Here is a 16,334-nt window from a genome sequence, read left to right as displayed (position 1 = left end):
AATATTTATCCATTTAATAAATCCCCATCCTAATTGAATAATTTTTTCTAAATTTTCATTATAAAAATTAAAAATTTTATAATCTATAGGACCAAAATATAATTTTATATTAAATTCATTATTAATTGGTAAATAAAATTTTGTAATAAAAAGTTTTATTTTATTTATTGCCTTTTTTATAATAGTTATATTATTATTTTTTTCTGTAAATAAAAAAATAGAAGAAAAAAATTTTTGTTTATAAGCAATCCATAATATATTATTTATATTTTTTTTTTTTTTTTTTAAAAAAAATATTTTATTATTCTTATTATAACATAAATTAGTATATTTTTTTTCATCAAATTTTTCTAATGGTAAAATAAACTGTTTAATAAATAAATAAAATTTATTATTTTTAATATTAATATTTTTTGGTTTATGTATTTTTATTGAAAAATCTATATAATATTTTTTATTATAATATTTTTTATTAGGTATTTTATAAATAATTTCTAAGAAAAAATTTTTAGAAAATGAATGTTTAAAAATTATAAATATATTATTTAATTTTTTTTTAATTTTTTTAAAAAAAAATAATTTTTTAGTATCTATATATTTTTTTTTACCATTTTCATAATATTCATATTTAAATTTAGTATTTATTAATAAATTATCTTTAATTATTTTTATTTTTTTATTATTATTATAATTTTTTAAAATAACTTTTTTTATTGTTCCACCTATTTTAGAAAATATTATTTTTAAATAATCATTTTCTAATTTTAAATAATTATTTTTAAAATAATTTTTTTTATTTTTTTTATTTTTTTTGTAAAAAAATGAAATAAAAATTTTTTTTTTATAATTATTTTTTTCAAATTTTTTTTCAAATTCAAAATTTGAATAAATATTTGAATAAATAAAAAAAAATAAAATAATAAAAAATAAAAAAATTATTTTTTTTTTTTTTATTATTTTTTATTAATTTTTTTAATTATTTTTTATTAATTATTTTTTATTTTAATAATATTAAATATTTATTTTTTCAAAAGTATCTAGTAAAATTAATTTTTTTTTATTTTTTTTAAAATTTTTTTTTACTAAATGATTATCTATACTTATACTTGGAAAAGTATTATAATGAACTCCTAAAATTTTATTACATTTTACATAGTCAGATGCTATTATAGCATCTTTAAAATCCATTGTAAAAACTCCTCCTAAAGGAAAAATTGCTAAATTTATTGGATTTTTTACTAAAAAAGGTATTAATTTCATTTCTAAATTTAAAGATGTATCACCAGAAAAATAAATAATTTTTTTATTTTTTTTAATTAAAAAACCTCCAGGATTTCCACCTGAACTACCATCTTCAAATGTACTAGAATGACATGCCCAAACATATTTTATTTTAAAACAATCTATCTTTAAAAAAGAACCATAATTTATAGGAATAGTTTTTAAACCTTTTTTTGAATAAAAATTAGTAATTTCATAATTACTAATTATTATAGAATTCATTTTTTTTGCAATTAATTCAACATCACATACATGATCATAATGAGCATGTGAAATTAATATAAATTTTAAATTTAAAGAAAATAAATGATTTAAAATATATTTTTTTTTATATTTTAATATATTAGGATTCTTTGTAATAAAAGGATCAAATAATAAATATAAATTATCTATTTTTAAAGAAAAAGTAGAATGAGAATAAAAAATAATATTCATATTAAATTTAAAAATTTATTAAATTAAGTAAAAAAAATCTACTATTCCAACTAAAATAGAATATAAAAATGTTATTAAAATAATTTTTTTTAATTCATAATTATAATTAACATTTTTTTTATTAATATTTTTAATATGTAAAAAAATAGGAATAATTAAAAAAATAAATAAAAATTGTAAAATTCCTTTATAATTTATTATAAAATAAATAATTGTTAAAAAAAATGGAAAAATTAATAAAAATGAATGATAAATTTTTGCTTTTTTTATTCCTATTATAACAGGAATTGTATTTTTTTTTTTTTCTTTATCTATTTTTAAATCTCTTAAATTATTTAAATTTAAAACAGATATATTTAATAATCCAAGTGAAGAAGATAATAGTAACATATCTTTTGATAACAGATAATAAGTATAAACAAAAAATGATGCATTTACAGATATAATTCCAAAAAATATAAAAACAAACAAATCTCCTAAACCTAAATATCCATAAGGATTTTTTCCTATAGTATATCTTATAGCTGAGTATAAAGAAATAAAAATTAATAATATAAAACAAAAAAATAAAAGAATACATATAAATTTATTATAATAATATAAATTATAAAAAGATAAATAATATACTATAAAACCAGAAATAAAAAAAAATATAGATAAAAAATATATTATTAATTTAATATTTTTTCTATAAAATTTATTATTTAATAATTCTCTTTTATCCTCTCTATATTGATCTATTAAATTTTTAAAATCTCCATAATCATTAGATATATTAGCTAATATTTGTATAGATAATGATGTTATACATAACCAAAAAAAAATTTTTATATTAAAAAAACCTAAAGATAAAGATAATAGAGTTCCTAAAAAAACTCCAGATAAAGATAATAATAAAGTATGTAAACGAATAATTTTAGTAATTAAAAAAATTTTTTTTATTATTATATTTTTAATATTATTAACTTTTTTTATTATTATATTTTTCATTTTTTTTTATTATTTAGATAATTATTTATATATATTTTTTATATAATTATTTATATATATTTATTATATATTATTATTATTATTATTATATTATTATTTTTAATTAATTTTTAATATTTTTAATATTTTTAATTAATTTTTAATTAATTAATTATTATTTTTAATTAATATTTTTAAATAATTTATATTTAAATAATTTATAATAAATATTTTTAAATATTTAAATATTTTTCATTTATTTAATTTATAAAAATATTTATAAAAATTTTTTAAATTTTTTAAAATTAGGTTTTCTTTTTTCAAGAAAAGCTTTTTTACCTTCTTTAGATTCTTCTGTTAAATAAAATAGTAAAGTAGCATCACCTGCTAGTTGCATAATACCATGTTGTCCATCTAATTCAGCATTTAAACATCTTTTTATAAATCTTAAAGCCATTGGACTTTTTTTAGAAATTATTTCACACCACTTTAAAACTTCTTTTTCTAAAAAAATTTTAGGAACAACTTTATTAATTAAACCAATTTTTAAAGCTTCTTTTGCTGAATATTTTTTACAAAGAAACCAAAATTCTCTAGTTTTTTTTTGACCTATATTTCTTGCAAGATATGAAGAACCAAATCCACCATCAAATGAACCAACGTTAGGTCCATTTTGACCAAATATAGAATTTTCTGAAGCAATTGTTAAATCACATACATTTTGTAAAACATTTCCTCCACCAATAGCATATCCATTTACCATTGCTATTACAACTTTTGGTATTTCTCTTATTTTTTTATATAAATTTAAAATATTTAAATGTGGTATTCCTTTTTCATCTAAATAACCACCACTACCTCTAAATTTTTGATCTCCACCACTACAAAATGATTTATCTCCACTTCCTGTAATAATTATTACATTAACATTTGTATAATTTTCACAATAATTAAAAGCATCTATCATTTCATAAACTGTTTGTGGTCTAAAAGCATTATATACTTTTTTTCTATTTATTGTAATTTTATATATATCATTTTTTGTTTTTTCAAATAAAATATCTTTATATTTTTTAATTTTTATCCATTTCATTTTTTTAAATTTTAATTAATTAATATTACTAAAAATAATTTTTTTTTTATATTTTTTATCTATTTTTATAGAATCTATAATGTTTAATTTCATTATAAAAAAAATAGATTTTTTTACATCTTTTAAAATTTTTTTATATAAATAAATTTTTTTAATTTTTTTTAAAAAATTATTAAAACCACTTTGTTTAATACCCATTAAATCTCCATATCCTCTTATTTTTAAATCTTTTTTAGATATTTTTAAACCATCATTATTTTTACACAAAATTTTAATTCTTTTTTTTTCTTTTAAAGACATATTGTTTTTTGTTAATAAAAAACAATAATTTTTATTATTATTTCTACCTACTCTTCCTCTTAATTGATGTAGTTGAGATAAACCAAATTTTTCTGCGTTATGAATAACAATAATAGAAGCATTATTATTATCTATTCCAAGTTCAACTATAGTTGTTGATAATAAAATTTGAATTTTACCTTTTAAAAATTTAAGTATATTTTTTTTTTTTTCAATATAATTCATTCCTCCATGTAAAATATCTATTTTATATTTTTTTTTATTAAAAAATGAAAAAATATTTTTATAAGCATTTTCAATATTTTCATATTTTTTATTATTATTTTTTACTAATGGATAAATAAAATAAACTTGTTCTTTTTTAAGATCAATTATTTTTTGTACAAATTTATATACTTTAATTTTTTTATCTTCATAAAAATGAATTGTATTTATTTTTTTTCTATTATTTGGTAAATCATTTAATATAGATAATTTTGTTTGTTTTTTATATAAAGATAAATGAAGAGATCTAGGAATTAAAGTAGCAGACATAGTTAAAATATGTGGTGGTTTTTTATTTTTACACCAAAATTTTGATTTTTGTATTACACCAAAACGATGTTGTTCATCAATAATAACTAAACCTAATTTTTTAAATTTTACTGAATTATTTATTATACTATGTGTACCTATAATTATATTAATTATTCCATTATTTATTTTTTTTAAAATTTCTTTTTTATAATTTATTTTATTAGTTAATAAAACAATATTTATTCCAATTTTATTTAACATTTTTTTAAAAAAAAAATAATGTTGTACTGCTAATATTTCTGTAGGAACCATTAAACATGATTGAAAATTATTATCTAAAGCTAATAACATAGACATAACTGCAATAATTGTTTTTCCACTTCCTACATCTCCTTGTAAAATTCGATTCATTTGTAATTTTTTATTTAAATCAATTCTTATTTCTTTAAATACTTTTTTTTGTGATTCAGTTAAATTGAATGGTAATAAATTTTTATAAAAATTTTTAAAATAATAACCAATTTTTTTAAAAGGATAATTATTATATATTTTTTTTTTTCTTATTATATATATTAATGTATAAAAAAACAACTTTTCAAAAGTTAATCTATATTGTGATTTTTGTAAATCTTCTATAGAAGATGGAAAATGAATTTTATTTAAAGATTCTTCTTTATTTAGAATTTTAAATTTTTTTATTATAAATAAAGGTAAATTTTCTTTTATTTTATTTTTTAATATTTTTATTATATTTTTAATTATTTTAATAATAAAATCATTATCTATTCCATATTTTTTAATTTTATTTTTTAATGAATATTCTGGATATAATTTAAAAATATTATAATTATTATTTTTTTTAATTTCTTTTTTAATTAATGGATGTATAATTTGAAATCTATTATTAATAAATTTTATTTTACCTATAATAATAATATTTTTATTAATAATATTTTTTACAAAAAAAAACTTTTTAAACCATATTAAAAAAATATAATCTGAAGATGTATTATCAAAAAAATATGCTAATAATATTTTTTTTTCTTTTTTATTAAAAATTTTTAATTTTTTAATAATACCTTTTATTTTAATAGTTATATTATTAAAATTATTAAAATATTTATTTTTATTATATATTTTATATAAATCAGAAATTTTTTTTTTAGTATATATATAATTTTTAGGATAAAAATATAGTATATCTTTATATTTTTTTATATTAAGATATTTTTTAATAATTTTTATCTTATCTTTATCTTGTCTTAATGGTAAAGACTCAATTGGAGTGTCTAACAAAATTAATTAAATTTAATGTTTAAATAAATATTTATAAATTTAAAATCAAAAAATAATAAAATGTTTTTTAATATTAATTACTTTTTATTTTTTATATTATTTAATATATTTTATTTTTTAGTAACTTATAATATTTATAAAAAAATTGGAGTAAAACCTTGTAAATCAATAATTCCTATTTATAATATTATAATTATTTTTAAAAAAAATAATAAACCAATTTTTTTAACATTTTTTTTTTTTATTCCAGGATTATTTGTAATAATGTATTTTATTCTTATTTATAGTATATCTAAATTATTTTTTAATAAAAAATATATTTTATTAACATTATTTACTTTAGGAGGTTATTTATATTATATTAATTTTAATAAAAAAAAATTAAAAGATTTAAAATTAATTAAAAAATCAAAAAATAAATTATATAATTACTTTTATATTATATTAATTTCTATATTTATTCAACTATATTTTATTCAATTTTTTTTTATACCAACTAGTTCAATGGAAAATACAATAATGGTTGGTGATTTTATTATTGTTAATAAATTTATTTATGGATTAAGAATACCTATTACTACAATACAATTACCTTTTTTTTTTAAAAAAATTCCTATAATAGGAATACCATCTTATTTAAATAATTTTAATATTCCTTATTTAAGAATTAAATATAAAAAAATAAAAATAAATGATTTAGTTACTTTTAATAAACCTTTAAATATATATGATAATAAAAAAATAATAAATTTTTTAAATAATAAAAAAAATATTTCTATAGATAAAAGAGACAATTACATTAAAAGATGTGTTGCTATTCCTGGAGATATAATAAATATAAAAAAAGGATTATTATATATTAACAATAAATTAGAAAAATATAATAATTTTAAAAAAAGAAAATATTTATATTATATATATTCTAATTTTAATTTTAATTTATCATATTACTTAAAAAAATTTAATAAAAAATTTTTTAAAGTAAAAAAAAATTTTTATTATTGTTTTTTAAATGAAAAAGAAAAAATAAAAATAATTAATAATAATATAAAAATTAAAAGAGTTATTAACAATAATAATAATAATAATAAAGATAATTATAAAAAAATTAAAATTCCTAAAAAAGGAGATATTATATTAATAAATAATAAAAATTGGTTTTTATATAAAAATATATTACTTTTTGAAAAAAATTTTCTTTCTTTTAAAGAATTAAAAAAAATAAATTATTTTATAAAATATAAAAAAAAATTTTTCTATTTAGTAAAAAGTAATTATTATTTTTTTATTGGAGATAATTGGAATAAATCTTTTGATTCTAGATTTTTTGGATTAATATCAGAAATTTATATTGTAGGTAAACCAATTATTGTTATAATGAATATTAATTTTTATAAAATATTTAAAAATTTAAATTTTTTTAATATAATTAAATTTAATAGATTTTTTAAGATTTTATATTAAATGAGATTTTTTTTAGATATTTCTTATAATGGTAATATTTATTATGGATGGCAAATACAAAAAAATAATTTATCTATTGAACAAATTTTAGAAGAAAAAATATCAATTTTATTAAAAAAAAAAATTAATATTATTGGAGCTGGAAGAACAGATAAAGGAGTTCATGCTATTCAAATGATTGCACATTTTGATTTTAATAAAGAAATTGAAAATGAAATAATAGAAAAATTAAACAATTTTTTACCAGAAAATATAAAAGTTAATAAAATATTTAGAGTAAAAGATAATATACATGCTAGATTTAATGCTATAAATAGAACATATAAATATTATATATATACTAAAAAAAATTTATTTTTTAAAAATATATTTTGGGATATTACAAGTTTTAGTAAAAAAAAAATTAATTTTAGTTATTTAAAAAAATTAGAATTTTTTTTATATAAACAAAAAAATTTTGAATTTTTTTGTAAAAAAAAAAAAAAAATAAAAAATTATATATGTAATATATATTATGTTAATTGGACAAAGAAAAAAAATTTTTTAATTTTTACTATTAGAGCAAATAGATTTATAAGATGTATGGTTAGATTTTTAGTTGGTACAATGATTAATGTTGGAATAGAAAAAATATCTTTAGAAACTTTTTATAATTATTTTTTAAATAAAAATAATAATAATAATTATAATAATAAAAAATTTCTTGCTCCTCCATTTGGTTTATTTTTATATAAAATAAATTATCCAAAAAATATTTTATATAATAATAAATTATAAAATAATTAACTTTTACATACATATTTTACATACATACATATATATATATACATATACATACATACATAATACATACATACATAAAAAAAAATAATTAATAATAATTAATAATAATTAATAATTATTAATAATTATTAATAATTATTAATAATTAATAAATTAAAATTAAAAAATTAATAAAATTAAATTTTTATTTTCCTATACAAAATTTAGAAAAAATATTTTTTAATATTTCATCAGATGAAATATTTTCACCTGTTATATTTTTAATATAAGAAATAGAATTTTTTAAATCTATAGATATTAATTCTAAAAATTTGTTTTTTTTTATTAAATTTTTATTAATTTTATTTAAAATAAATAATGTTTTTTTTAAAATATTAAAATGTCTATGATGAAATAATACTATATTATTATTTTTTTTTAAAAAAGAAGGAATATTAATAATATTAATTAACATTTTTTTTAATAAAAAAATATTTTTATTACATTTATAGGATATAGAAATATAATTTTCAAAATTATATTTATTTTTAATATTACATATATCTGATTTATTTCCTAATAAAATAATTTTTTTTTTAGGATATTTTTTTTTAAAATAAAAAATATCATTTTTTATTTTTTTTTCATTAAATTTAGAAGAATCAAATACATATATAATAATTTGAGATTCTTTAATAACATCATATGTTTTTTTAATTCCTATTTTTTCTATTTTATTATTTGTTTTTCTTATACCAGCAGTATCAAATAAAATATACATAATATCATTAATTATTATACTTTTTTCAATTACATCTCTTGTAGTTCCTTTTTCATTAGAAACAATAGATTTATTTTCATTTATAATAGAATTAAATAATGTAGATTTTCCTACATTAGTATCTCCTATAAATACAACTTTTATACCATTTTTTATAATATTACCTATATTAAAAGAATCAATTATAATTTTTAATTTATATATAATATTATCTAATATTTTTTTTAATTTAATAAAACTAATATTTTCATTTTCAGAGTGATCTAAATTAAATTCAATTAAAGATAAAAAATTAATTAATTTTAATTGAATTTTTTTTATTTTTTTAGAAAAATTACCATTCATATAATTAATGGCTAATTTATGTTCTTTTTTTGTTTTAGAAGAAATTATATCAGCAATAGATTCTGCTTGAGATAAGTCTTTTTTTCCATTTATAAAAGAACGAAATGTAAATTCTCCTGGATTTGCAATTCTAGATCCATTTTCAATACATAATTTTAATATTTTATTTTGCAAATAAATAGATCCGTGAAAATAAATTTCTATTACATCTTCTCCAGTATAAGAATTTGGTTTTTTAAAAAAAGCAATAACAACTTCATCTAAAATATCTTTTTTATCATATATATAACCTACTTGTAAAAAATGAGATTTATATATTATTTTTTTTTTATTTTTTTTTTTAAAAATTTTTTCAATAATTTTCTTTGATTTTTTTCCAGAAATTTTAATAATTGATATAGCTCCAATACCATATGGGGTAGATATTGCTGCTATTGTTTCTTCATTATTAATCATTTTTTTTATTATTAATTAATTATTAATTATTTTTTTTTATTTATTTTTCATTTGAGGAAAAAATAAAACATCTTGTATAGATTTTTGATTTGTTAATAACATAATTAATCTATCTATACCAAAACCTATTCCAGCAGTTGGAGGCATACCAATTTTTAAAGAATTAATAAAATCATAATCAATCAATTCTTCTTCATTAATATTTTTTTTATTTTGTTTTTTAAATCTATTTAATTGATCAATAGGATCATTTAATTCAGAATATGCATTAGCTATTTCTTTTCCATTAATAATTAATTCAAAACGTTCAGTAATATTTGTATTTTTTCTATGTCTTTTACTAAGTGGATTCATTTCTACTGGATGATCAATTATAAAAGTAGGTTGTATATAATATTTAGAACAATATTTATCAAATATATCATCAATAATTTTACCTTTATTATAATTTAAAATTGTAATATTTAATTTTTTACATATTTCTATTAAAGAAATTTTATTAATATTTTCTATGTCAAATCCTGTATATTTTTTAATAGATTCATAAATAGATATTTTAGGATAAGGTTTTTTAAAACTAATTTTTTTATTAAAATAATTAAATTTAATATTTTTTTTTTCCTTTAAACAAATATATTCTAATAAATTTTCTGTAAAATCCATCATCCAATAATAGTCTTTATAAGAAACATATAATTCTAAAATAGTAAATTCTGGATTATGTATTCTATCCATTCCTTCATTTCTAAAATCTTTAGCAAATTCATATACTCCTTTAAAACCACCTACAATTAATTTTTTTAAATATAATTCGTTAGAAGTTCTTAAATATAATGGAATATTAAGTGAATTATGATAAGTTTTGAAAGGTTTAGCTATAGCTCCACCTGGAATGTTCTGTAATATAGGAGTTTCTACTTCTAAATATTCCTTTTTGTTTAAAAAATTTCTAATATAATTAATAATATTAGTTCTACTAATAAAAACATTTTTTACATTTTTATTAACAATTAAATCAATATATCTCATTCTATATCTTTGTTCAGTATCAGAAAATACATCATGGGAAATTCCATATTTATCTAATTTTACATTAGGTATAGGTTTTAAAGATTTAGAAAGTAAAGTAAAATTTTCAGCATTTATTGTAATTTTTTTTGTTTTTGTTTTAAATAAAAAACCTTTTATTCCAATAAAATCACCAATATCTATTAATTTTTTTAAAACAATATTATATTTTTTATCATCTATATAATTTTTATTTATATAAATTTGTATTATATCACTATAATCTTCTATTTCTAAAAAAGAAGCTTTTCCCATAATTCTAATACTCATTATTCTTCCTGCTATAGAAACATTTTTTTTTTTTTTATAATTATTTAATATTTTTTTTATAGAAGAAGAAATATAATATTTTTCTGAAGGATATGGATTAATTCCAATTTTTTTTAATTTTTTTAATTTTTCTATTCTTATTTTTTCTTGTTGTGAATCTTTTTTGGAATTCATAATTATAAAAATTAATAAAATTATATTTTAATTAAATAATTTTTTTATTTTAATGTAGTTGTAATAGAAGCAATTTTTTCATCTTTTTTTAAAGTTAATAATTTTACTCCTTGAGTTGATCTTCCTATTAAACAAATATTATTTATTGGTATTCTAATAACTATTCCAGATTTTTTAATAATTATTAAATCCTGATCATTTGTTACATTTTTTATATATAATAAATTACCTGTTTTATCATTAATTTTTATAGTTTGTACTCCTATTCTATTTCTATTAGTTATCCTATAATGTTTTATAGAAGTTTTTTTTCCATAACCATTTTCAGAAACAACTAAAATATTTTCAATATTTTCATTTTTTATACAAATTATTCCAATAACAAAATCTTCTTTTTTTAAATAAATACTTTTTATACCATAAGAATTTCTTTTTGTTAATTTAATTGAAGACTCTAAAATACGTAAAGCTTTTCCTTTATTTGTACCAATAATAATTTGTTTTTTACCATTTGTAATAATAGCATCAAGTAAAACATCATTTTTTTTTATAATAATGGCTTTTATACCATTTTTTCTAGGTTTAGAATATTCTTTTAATAATGTTCTTTTAATTTTACCTTTTTTTGTAATAAATACAATAAAATGATTATTTATATAATTAATATCTTTAATGTTTTTTAATAAAACATATGTTTTAATTTTATCATTTTCATTTATATTAATTAAATTTTGTATAGATCTACCTTTAGATTTTTTTGATCCAATTGGAATATAAAAAACTTTAAGCCAAAAACATTTTCCTTTTTCAGTAAAAAAAATAATATATTGATGAGTTTCTGCTACTAAAATTTTTTCAATATAATCTTCTTCTCTTATAATTACTCCTTTTTTTCCAACTCCACCTCTCATTTGTATTTTATATTCTGATAAATCAGTTCTTTTAATATATCCAATATTAGATATAGTTAAAACAACTTGTTTATTTTCAATAAAATCTTCTTCTTCTAAATCATAATTTATATATTCAATTTTTGTTTTTCTTTCATCTCCATATCTTTCTTTAATTTCTATTAATTCTTTCTTAATTATATCCATTCTAATATTTTCGTTTTTTAAAATATTTTCTAATTTTTTAATTTTTTCTTTTGAATATTTAAACTCTTTTTCAATTTTTTTTATTTCTAATGATGTTAATTTATGTAATTTAATTTCTAAAATAGATTTTGCTTGTATATTAGTAATTTTTAATTTATTTATTAAATCGTTACAAGCATTTTTAAAATTATTAGATTTTCTTATTAATTTAATTACTAAATCAATTTGTGATAAAGAAATTCTTATACCATATAAAATATGTATTTTCTTATTTAATTTTTCTAATTCATATTTAGTTCTTTTAATTATTATATTATGTCTGAAATTAACAAAATTATAAATAATTTCTTTTAAATTTAATTTAGTTGGAATACCATTTACTAATGCAATATTGTTTATATTAAAAGAAGTTTGTAATTTAGTATATTTATAAAGATTATTTAATACTACTTTATAAATAGTTTCTTTTTTAAGTATGTAAACAATTCTTAAACCTTGTCTTCCAGATTCATCTTTTATATCAGTAATTCCTTCTATTTTTTTTTCTTTAATTAAATTTTTTGTATTATATATTAACTCTTCTTTATTTACTTGATAAGGTAATTCATCTACAACAATACATTTTTTATTATTAATTTTTTCTTGATGTATTTTAGAACGTATTATAATTTTTCCTTTACCACTATAAAATGATTTAATAATTTCTTTATTACCATAAATAATTCCTCCTGTTGGAAAATCTGGTCCTTTAATATATGACATCAATTCATCTATACTTATAGAATTATTATCTATATATGCACATATAGCATCTATAGACTCTTTTAAATTATGAGGAGCTATATTAGTAGCCATTCCTACAGCTATACCAGAAGAACCATTAATTAAAAGATTTGGAATTTTAGTAGGTAAAATAATTGGTTCTAATAAACTATTATCAAAATTTAATTTCATTTCTACAGTATTTTTTTCAATATCTAATAAAATTTCTTCTGATATATTTTTTAAACGAATTTCTGTATATCTCATAGCAGCTGGAGAATCATTATCAATAGAACCAAAATTACCTTGTCCATCTATTAATGGATATCTCATAGACCAATTTTGAGCCATTCTAACAATAGAATCATAAACTGAATTATCTCCATGTGGATGATATTTTCCTAATACTTCTCCAACAATTCTAGCAGATTTTTTATATTGTTTATTTGAAAATAATCCTATTTTATACATACTATATAAAATTCTTCTATGAACTGGTTTTAATCCATCTCTAATATCTGGTAATGCTCTAGATATAATAACAGACATAGAATAATCTATATAAGATGATTTTAATTCTTCTTCTATGTTAATTGGAATTATATTTTCTTTTTTTTCAAAAATTTCTTCTTGTATTTTTTCTTTCATTTTTTTTCTTTCATTATTAATTAATTATTTTTATTTCATTTAATTAATTTTTTATTAATTTTTTATTAATTTTTTTTAAACTTTCTTCTATTATATTATTTTTTATTTCTTTATTATAAATACATTTACCTATTTTATTTAATAATGAAAAATAAATTTTTCCATTTTTATTTTTTTTATCATAAATTAACATAGATAAAATTTCATTTTTTTTTTTGTAAATATTTTTTTTAATATTTATTTCTGGTACTTTTAAAAAAGTATTACATATATCATTATATTCTTTTTTAGAAAGATCTAACATTTTATAAGATATCCATGATTCACACATCATACCAATAAATATAGATTCTCCATGAGTTAATGGATTATTTTCTTTTATAAAGCATGTTTCTATAGAATGCCCTATAGTATGACCAAAATTTAATATTTTTCTTAAATTTTTTTCTAAAGGATCTTTTTCAAAGATTTTTTTTTTTATATAAATAGATTTTTTTATAATATTAATTAATTCTTCATTAATTAATTCTTCTTTTTTTTTGTTAAGATTTAATTTTAAATAACACCAAAAATTATAATCAAATATTAATCCATGTTTATATATTTCAGATATTCCAGAATAAAATTCTTTTTTAGGAATAGTTTCTAAATAAGAAATATCTATTAAAATAAATTTTGGATTATTAAATATACCAATTTCATTTTTAATATTATAGAAATCTATTCCATTTTTTCCACCTATAGAAGCATCACACATAGATAATAAAGTTGTAGGTATATTAATAAAATCAATACCTCTTTTAAATAAAGATGCAATAAATCCACCTATATCTGTTATAACTCCACCTCCAAAATTAATTATTAAACTATTTCTATCTCCTTTATTTTCAATTATTTTTTTCCAAATATAAATACAAGTATATATATTTTTTTCAATTTCTCCAGGTTTTATTACAATTAAATTAGAATTTTTTAATAATGGTGCATTATTAAACAATTTTAATAAACAATGTTTTTTAACATTTTTATCAGTTAAAATAAATATTTTAGAATATTTAAATAAAATAGAATTTAATTTATTATAAGATTTTTTATTAAAAAAAATCATAAATTTTTAATAATTTTTTATTAGTTTTTATTAGATAATATAAGATAATATATTATTTTTTTATTTATTTTATTTATTATATAATTTGTTTTATTAATTATATTAAATAATTTATTAATTATATTAATTTTTTAATTATAAAAAAAATTTTTTTAATATTATAAATTTTTTTTATATATTTATAATAATTAAAATTTAAAAAAGATGTTTAAAAATACAAAAATTGCTTTTAAATATAAGTCCGATTGGCAATTAAAAAAATCAAAATTAATTTTTAAGTTTATTTCTAATTTATTTTTTTCTAAATTTTTAATTCCAACAATAGGATTTTTAGTTAGGAAAAAAATTCCAATTATTACTTTTTTAGTAAAAAAGACAGTATTTGAACAATTTTGTGGAGGAGAAAATAAAAAAGAATGCATTAAAGTTATAGAAAAAATCCATTCATATGGAGTTTATAGTGTTTTAGATTATTCTGTAGAAGGGAAATCTAATGAAGAAGATTTTGATAAAATTTATAAAGAAACTTTAGAAAATATTTATTTTGCAGAAAAAAAAAAATCTATTCCTTTCATTGTTTTTAAACCAACAGGTATAGGAAATGTTAAAATTTATGAAAAAATTAGTAATAAAAATGATTTAAATGAAGAAGAACAAAATAGTTGGGAAAAAATAAAAAATCGTTTTGAAGGACTTTGTAAAAAATCATGTGAAAAAAAAGTTTTTGTATTAATTGATGCAGAAGAAAGTTGGATTCAACCTGCTATAGATGATTTAGCAGAAAAAATGATGAAAAAATATAACAAAGAAAAATGTTATATATATAATACATTACAAATGTATAGATGGGGAAGGTTAGAATATTTAAAAAAATCTCATATTAAATCTTTAAAAGAAAATTATTTTATTGGATATAAAATAGTTAGAGGTGCGTATATGGAAAAAGAAAGAGAACGTTCTATTATAAATAATTATATAGATCCTATTCAAAATAATAAAGAATATACAGATAAAGATTTTAATGATGCTATATCATATATAATAAATAATATTAATAAAAAAATATCTATTTTTATAGGAACTCATAATGAAAAAAGTTGTGAATTAGCAGTTAATATTATTAAAAAAAATAATATTGATAATAATAATAAAAATATTTGGTTTGGACAATTATATGGAATGAGTGATAATATTAGTTTTATATTAAGTAAAAATGGATATAATGTTGCAAAATATCTACCGTATGGACCTATACAAGAAACTGTACCTTATTTAATTAGAAGATCTGAAGAAAATTCTTCTATATCTGGACAAACTAATAGAGAATATTCTTTAATTACAAAAGAAATAAATAGAAGAAATAAATATAATAAAAATAAATAACATAGAAATATATATATAAAAAAAAAATAAAAATAAATATATAAAAAATTAATAATAATAAAAATAAAATAATAATATAATAAAAAAAATATTATTTTATTTTTTTTATTTTTAATTTATTATATA

11 protein-coding genes and 1 pseudogene are annotated in these 16,334 nt (G+C 15.0%); 3 read left to right on the top strand and 9 right to left on the bottom strand.

What is annotated here, in order from left to right:
- Window positions 1-3 precede the first annotated feature (3 nt).
- The 5 genes and pseudogenes from KHQ18_RS01790 to KHQ18_RS00225 all read right to left on the bottom strand — a co-directional run.
- A pseudogene (locus tag KHQ18_RS01790) lies at window positions 4-531 on the bottom strand (YidC/Oxa1 family insertase periplasmic-domain containing protein); the annotation flags it as partial.
- A gap of 480 nt (window positions 532-1,011) precedes the next feature.
- Complete coding sequence (locus KHQ18_RS00240; protein WP_212113148.1) at window positions 1,012-1,716, bottom strand: metal-dependent hydrolase; 705 nt, start codon at window positions 1,714-1,716, stop codon at window positions 1,012-1,014.
- Between the two features lie 18 nt (window positions 1,717-1,734).
- Complete coding sequence (gene menA, locus KHQ18_RS00235; RefSeq protein ID WP_212113147.1) at window positions 1,735-2,706, bottom strand: 1,4-dihydroxy-2-naphthoate octaprenyltransferase; 972 nt, start codon at window positions 2,704-2,706, stop codon at window positions 1,735-1,737.
- Between the two features lie 256 nt (window positions 2,707-2,962).
- A complete protein-coding gene (gene menB, locus KHQ18_RS00230; protein WP_212113146.1) occupies window positions 2,963-3,778 on the bottom strand; it encodes a 1,4-dihydroxy-2-naphthoyl-CoA synthase in 816 nt (271 codons plus the stop codon).
- Window positions 3,779-3,793: 15 nt separating this feature from the next.
- On the bottom strand, window positions 3,794-5,890 hold the full coding sequence (locus KHQ18_RS00225) for a DEAD/DEAH box helicase (RefSeq protein ID WP_212113145.1): 2,097 nt from the start codon (window positions 5,888-5,890) through the stop codon (window positions 3,794-3,796).
- A gap of 60 nt (window positions 5,891-5,950) precedes the next feature.
- Between KHQ18_RS00225 and lepB the strand changes: the two genes are divergently transcribed.
- Window positions 5,951-7,354, top strand: coding sequence for a signal peptidase I (gene lepB / locus KHQ18_RS00220; RefSeq protein WP_212113144.1), 1,404 nt, complete (start codon window positions 5,951-5,953; stop codon window positions 7,352-7,354).
- Window positions 7,355-8,131 carry a tRNA pseudouridine(38-40) synthase TruA gene (gene truA, locus KHQ18_RS00215; RefSeq protein WP_212113143.1) on the top strand — a complete coding sequence of 259 codons (777 nt, stop codon included), beginning with the start codon at window positions 7,355-7,357 and terminating at the stop codon, window positions 8,129-8,131.
- Between the two features lie 190 nt (window positions 8,132-8,321).
- Here the strand turns inward: truA and mnmE are convergent, their stop codons facing one another.
- Genes mnmE through aroB form a run of 4 tightly spaced genes read right to left on the bottom strand, consistent with a single transcriptional unit; the run spans window position 8,322 to window position 14,825 of the window.
- Window positions 8,322-9,698, bottom strand: coding sequence for a tRNA uridine-5-carboxymethylaminomethyl(34) synthesis GTPase MnmE (mnmE, locus tag KHQ18_RS00210; protein ID WP_212113142.1), 1,377 nt, complete (start codon window positions 9,696-9,698; stop codon window positions 8,322-8,324).
- Between the two features lie 36 nt (window positions 9,699-9,734).
- A complete protein-coding gene (lysS, locus tag KHQ18_RS00205) occupies window positions 9,735-11,210 on the bottom strand; it encodes a lysine--tRNA ligase (protein ID WP_212113141.1) in 1,476 nt (491 codons plus the stop codon).
- A 44-nt stretch (window positions 11,211-11,254) separates the two neighbouring features.
- Entirely contained in the window at window positions 11,255-13,717 is a 2,463-nt protein-coding gene (gene gyrA / locus KHQ18_RS00200) for a DNA gyrase subunit A (RefSeq protein WP_212113140.1), read from the bottom strand.
- A gap of 43 nt (window positions 13,718-13,760) precedes the next feature.
- Entirely contained in the window at window positions 13,761-14,825 is a 1,065-nt protein-coding gene (gene aroB, locus KHQ18_RS00195) for a 3-dehydroquinate synthase (RefSeq protein WP_212113139.1), read from the bottom strand.
- A gap of 204 nt (window positions 14,826-15,029) precedes the next feature.
- Here aroB and KHQ18_RS00190 point away from each other — a divergent pair, with 204 nt between their 5' ends.
- Window positions 15,030-16,208 (top strand): proline dehydrogenase family protein, encoded by a 1,179-nt coding sequence (locus KHQ18_RS00190; RefSeq protein ID WP_212113138.1) that lies wholly within the window; start codon window positions 15,030-15,032, stop codon window positions 16,206-16,208.
- The last annotated feature ends 126 nt before the right edge of the window (window positions 16,209-16,334 follow it).

This window comes from Candidatus Shikimatogenerans silvanidophilus (genome assembly GCF_018200315.1).
Classification (GTDB): Bacteria; Bacteroidota; Bacteroidia; order Flavobacteriales; family Blattabacteriaceae; genus Shikimatogenerans_A; species Shikimatogenerans_A silvanidophilus.
The sequence above is the reverse complement of the archived record's forward strand: the minus strand, read 5'-3'. Positions and strand labels throughout refer to the sequence as shown.

Excerpts from the sequence above, each read along its gene's own strand:
- KHQ18_RS00240 (WP_212113148.1), bottom strand. The coding sequence starts at position 1,716 with ATGAATATTATTTTTTATTCTCATTCTACTTTTTCTTTAAAAATAGAT.
- menB (WP_212113146.1), bottom strand. The coding sequence starts at position 3,778 with ATGAAATGGATAAAAATTAAAAAATATAAAGATATTTTATTTGAAAAA.
- lysS (WP_212113141.1), bottom strand. The coding sequence starts at position 11,210 with ATGAATTCCAAAAAAGATTCACAACAAGAAAAAATAAGAATAGAAAAA.
- truA (WP_212113143.1), top strand. The coding sequence starts at position 7,355 with ATGAGATTTTTTTTAGATATTTCTTATAATGGTAATATTTATTATGGA.
- gyrA (WP_212113140.1), bottom strand. The coding sequence starts at position 13,717 with ATGAAAGAAAAAATACAAGAAGAAATTTTTGAAAAAAAAGAAAATATA.
- aroB (WP_212113139.1), bottom strand. The coding sequence starts at position 14,825 with ATGATTTTTTTTAATAAAAAATCTTATAATAAATTAAATTCTATTTTA.
- KHQ18_RS00190 (WP_212113138.1), top strand. The coding sequence starts at position 15,030 with ATGTTTAAAAATACAAAAATTGCTTTTAAATATAAGTCCGATTGGCAA.
- mnmE (WP_212113142.1), bottom strand. The coding sequence starts at position 9,698 with ATGATTAATAATGAAGAAACAATAGCAGCAATATCTACCCCATATGGT.
- menA (WP_212113147.1), bottom strand. The coding sequence starts at position 2,706 with ATGAAAAATATAATAATAAAAAAAGTTAATAATATTAAAAATATAATA.
- lepB (WP_212113144.1), top strand. The coding sequence starts at position 5,951 with ATGTTTTTTAATATTAATTACTTTTTATTTTTTATATTATTTAATATA.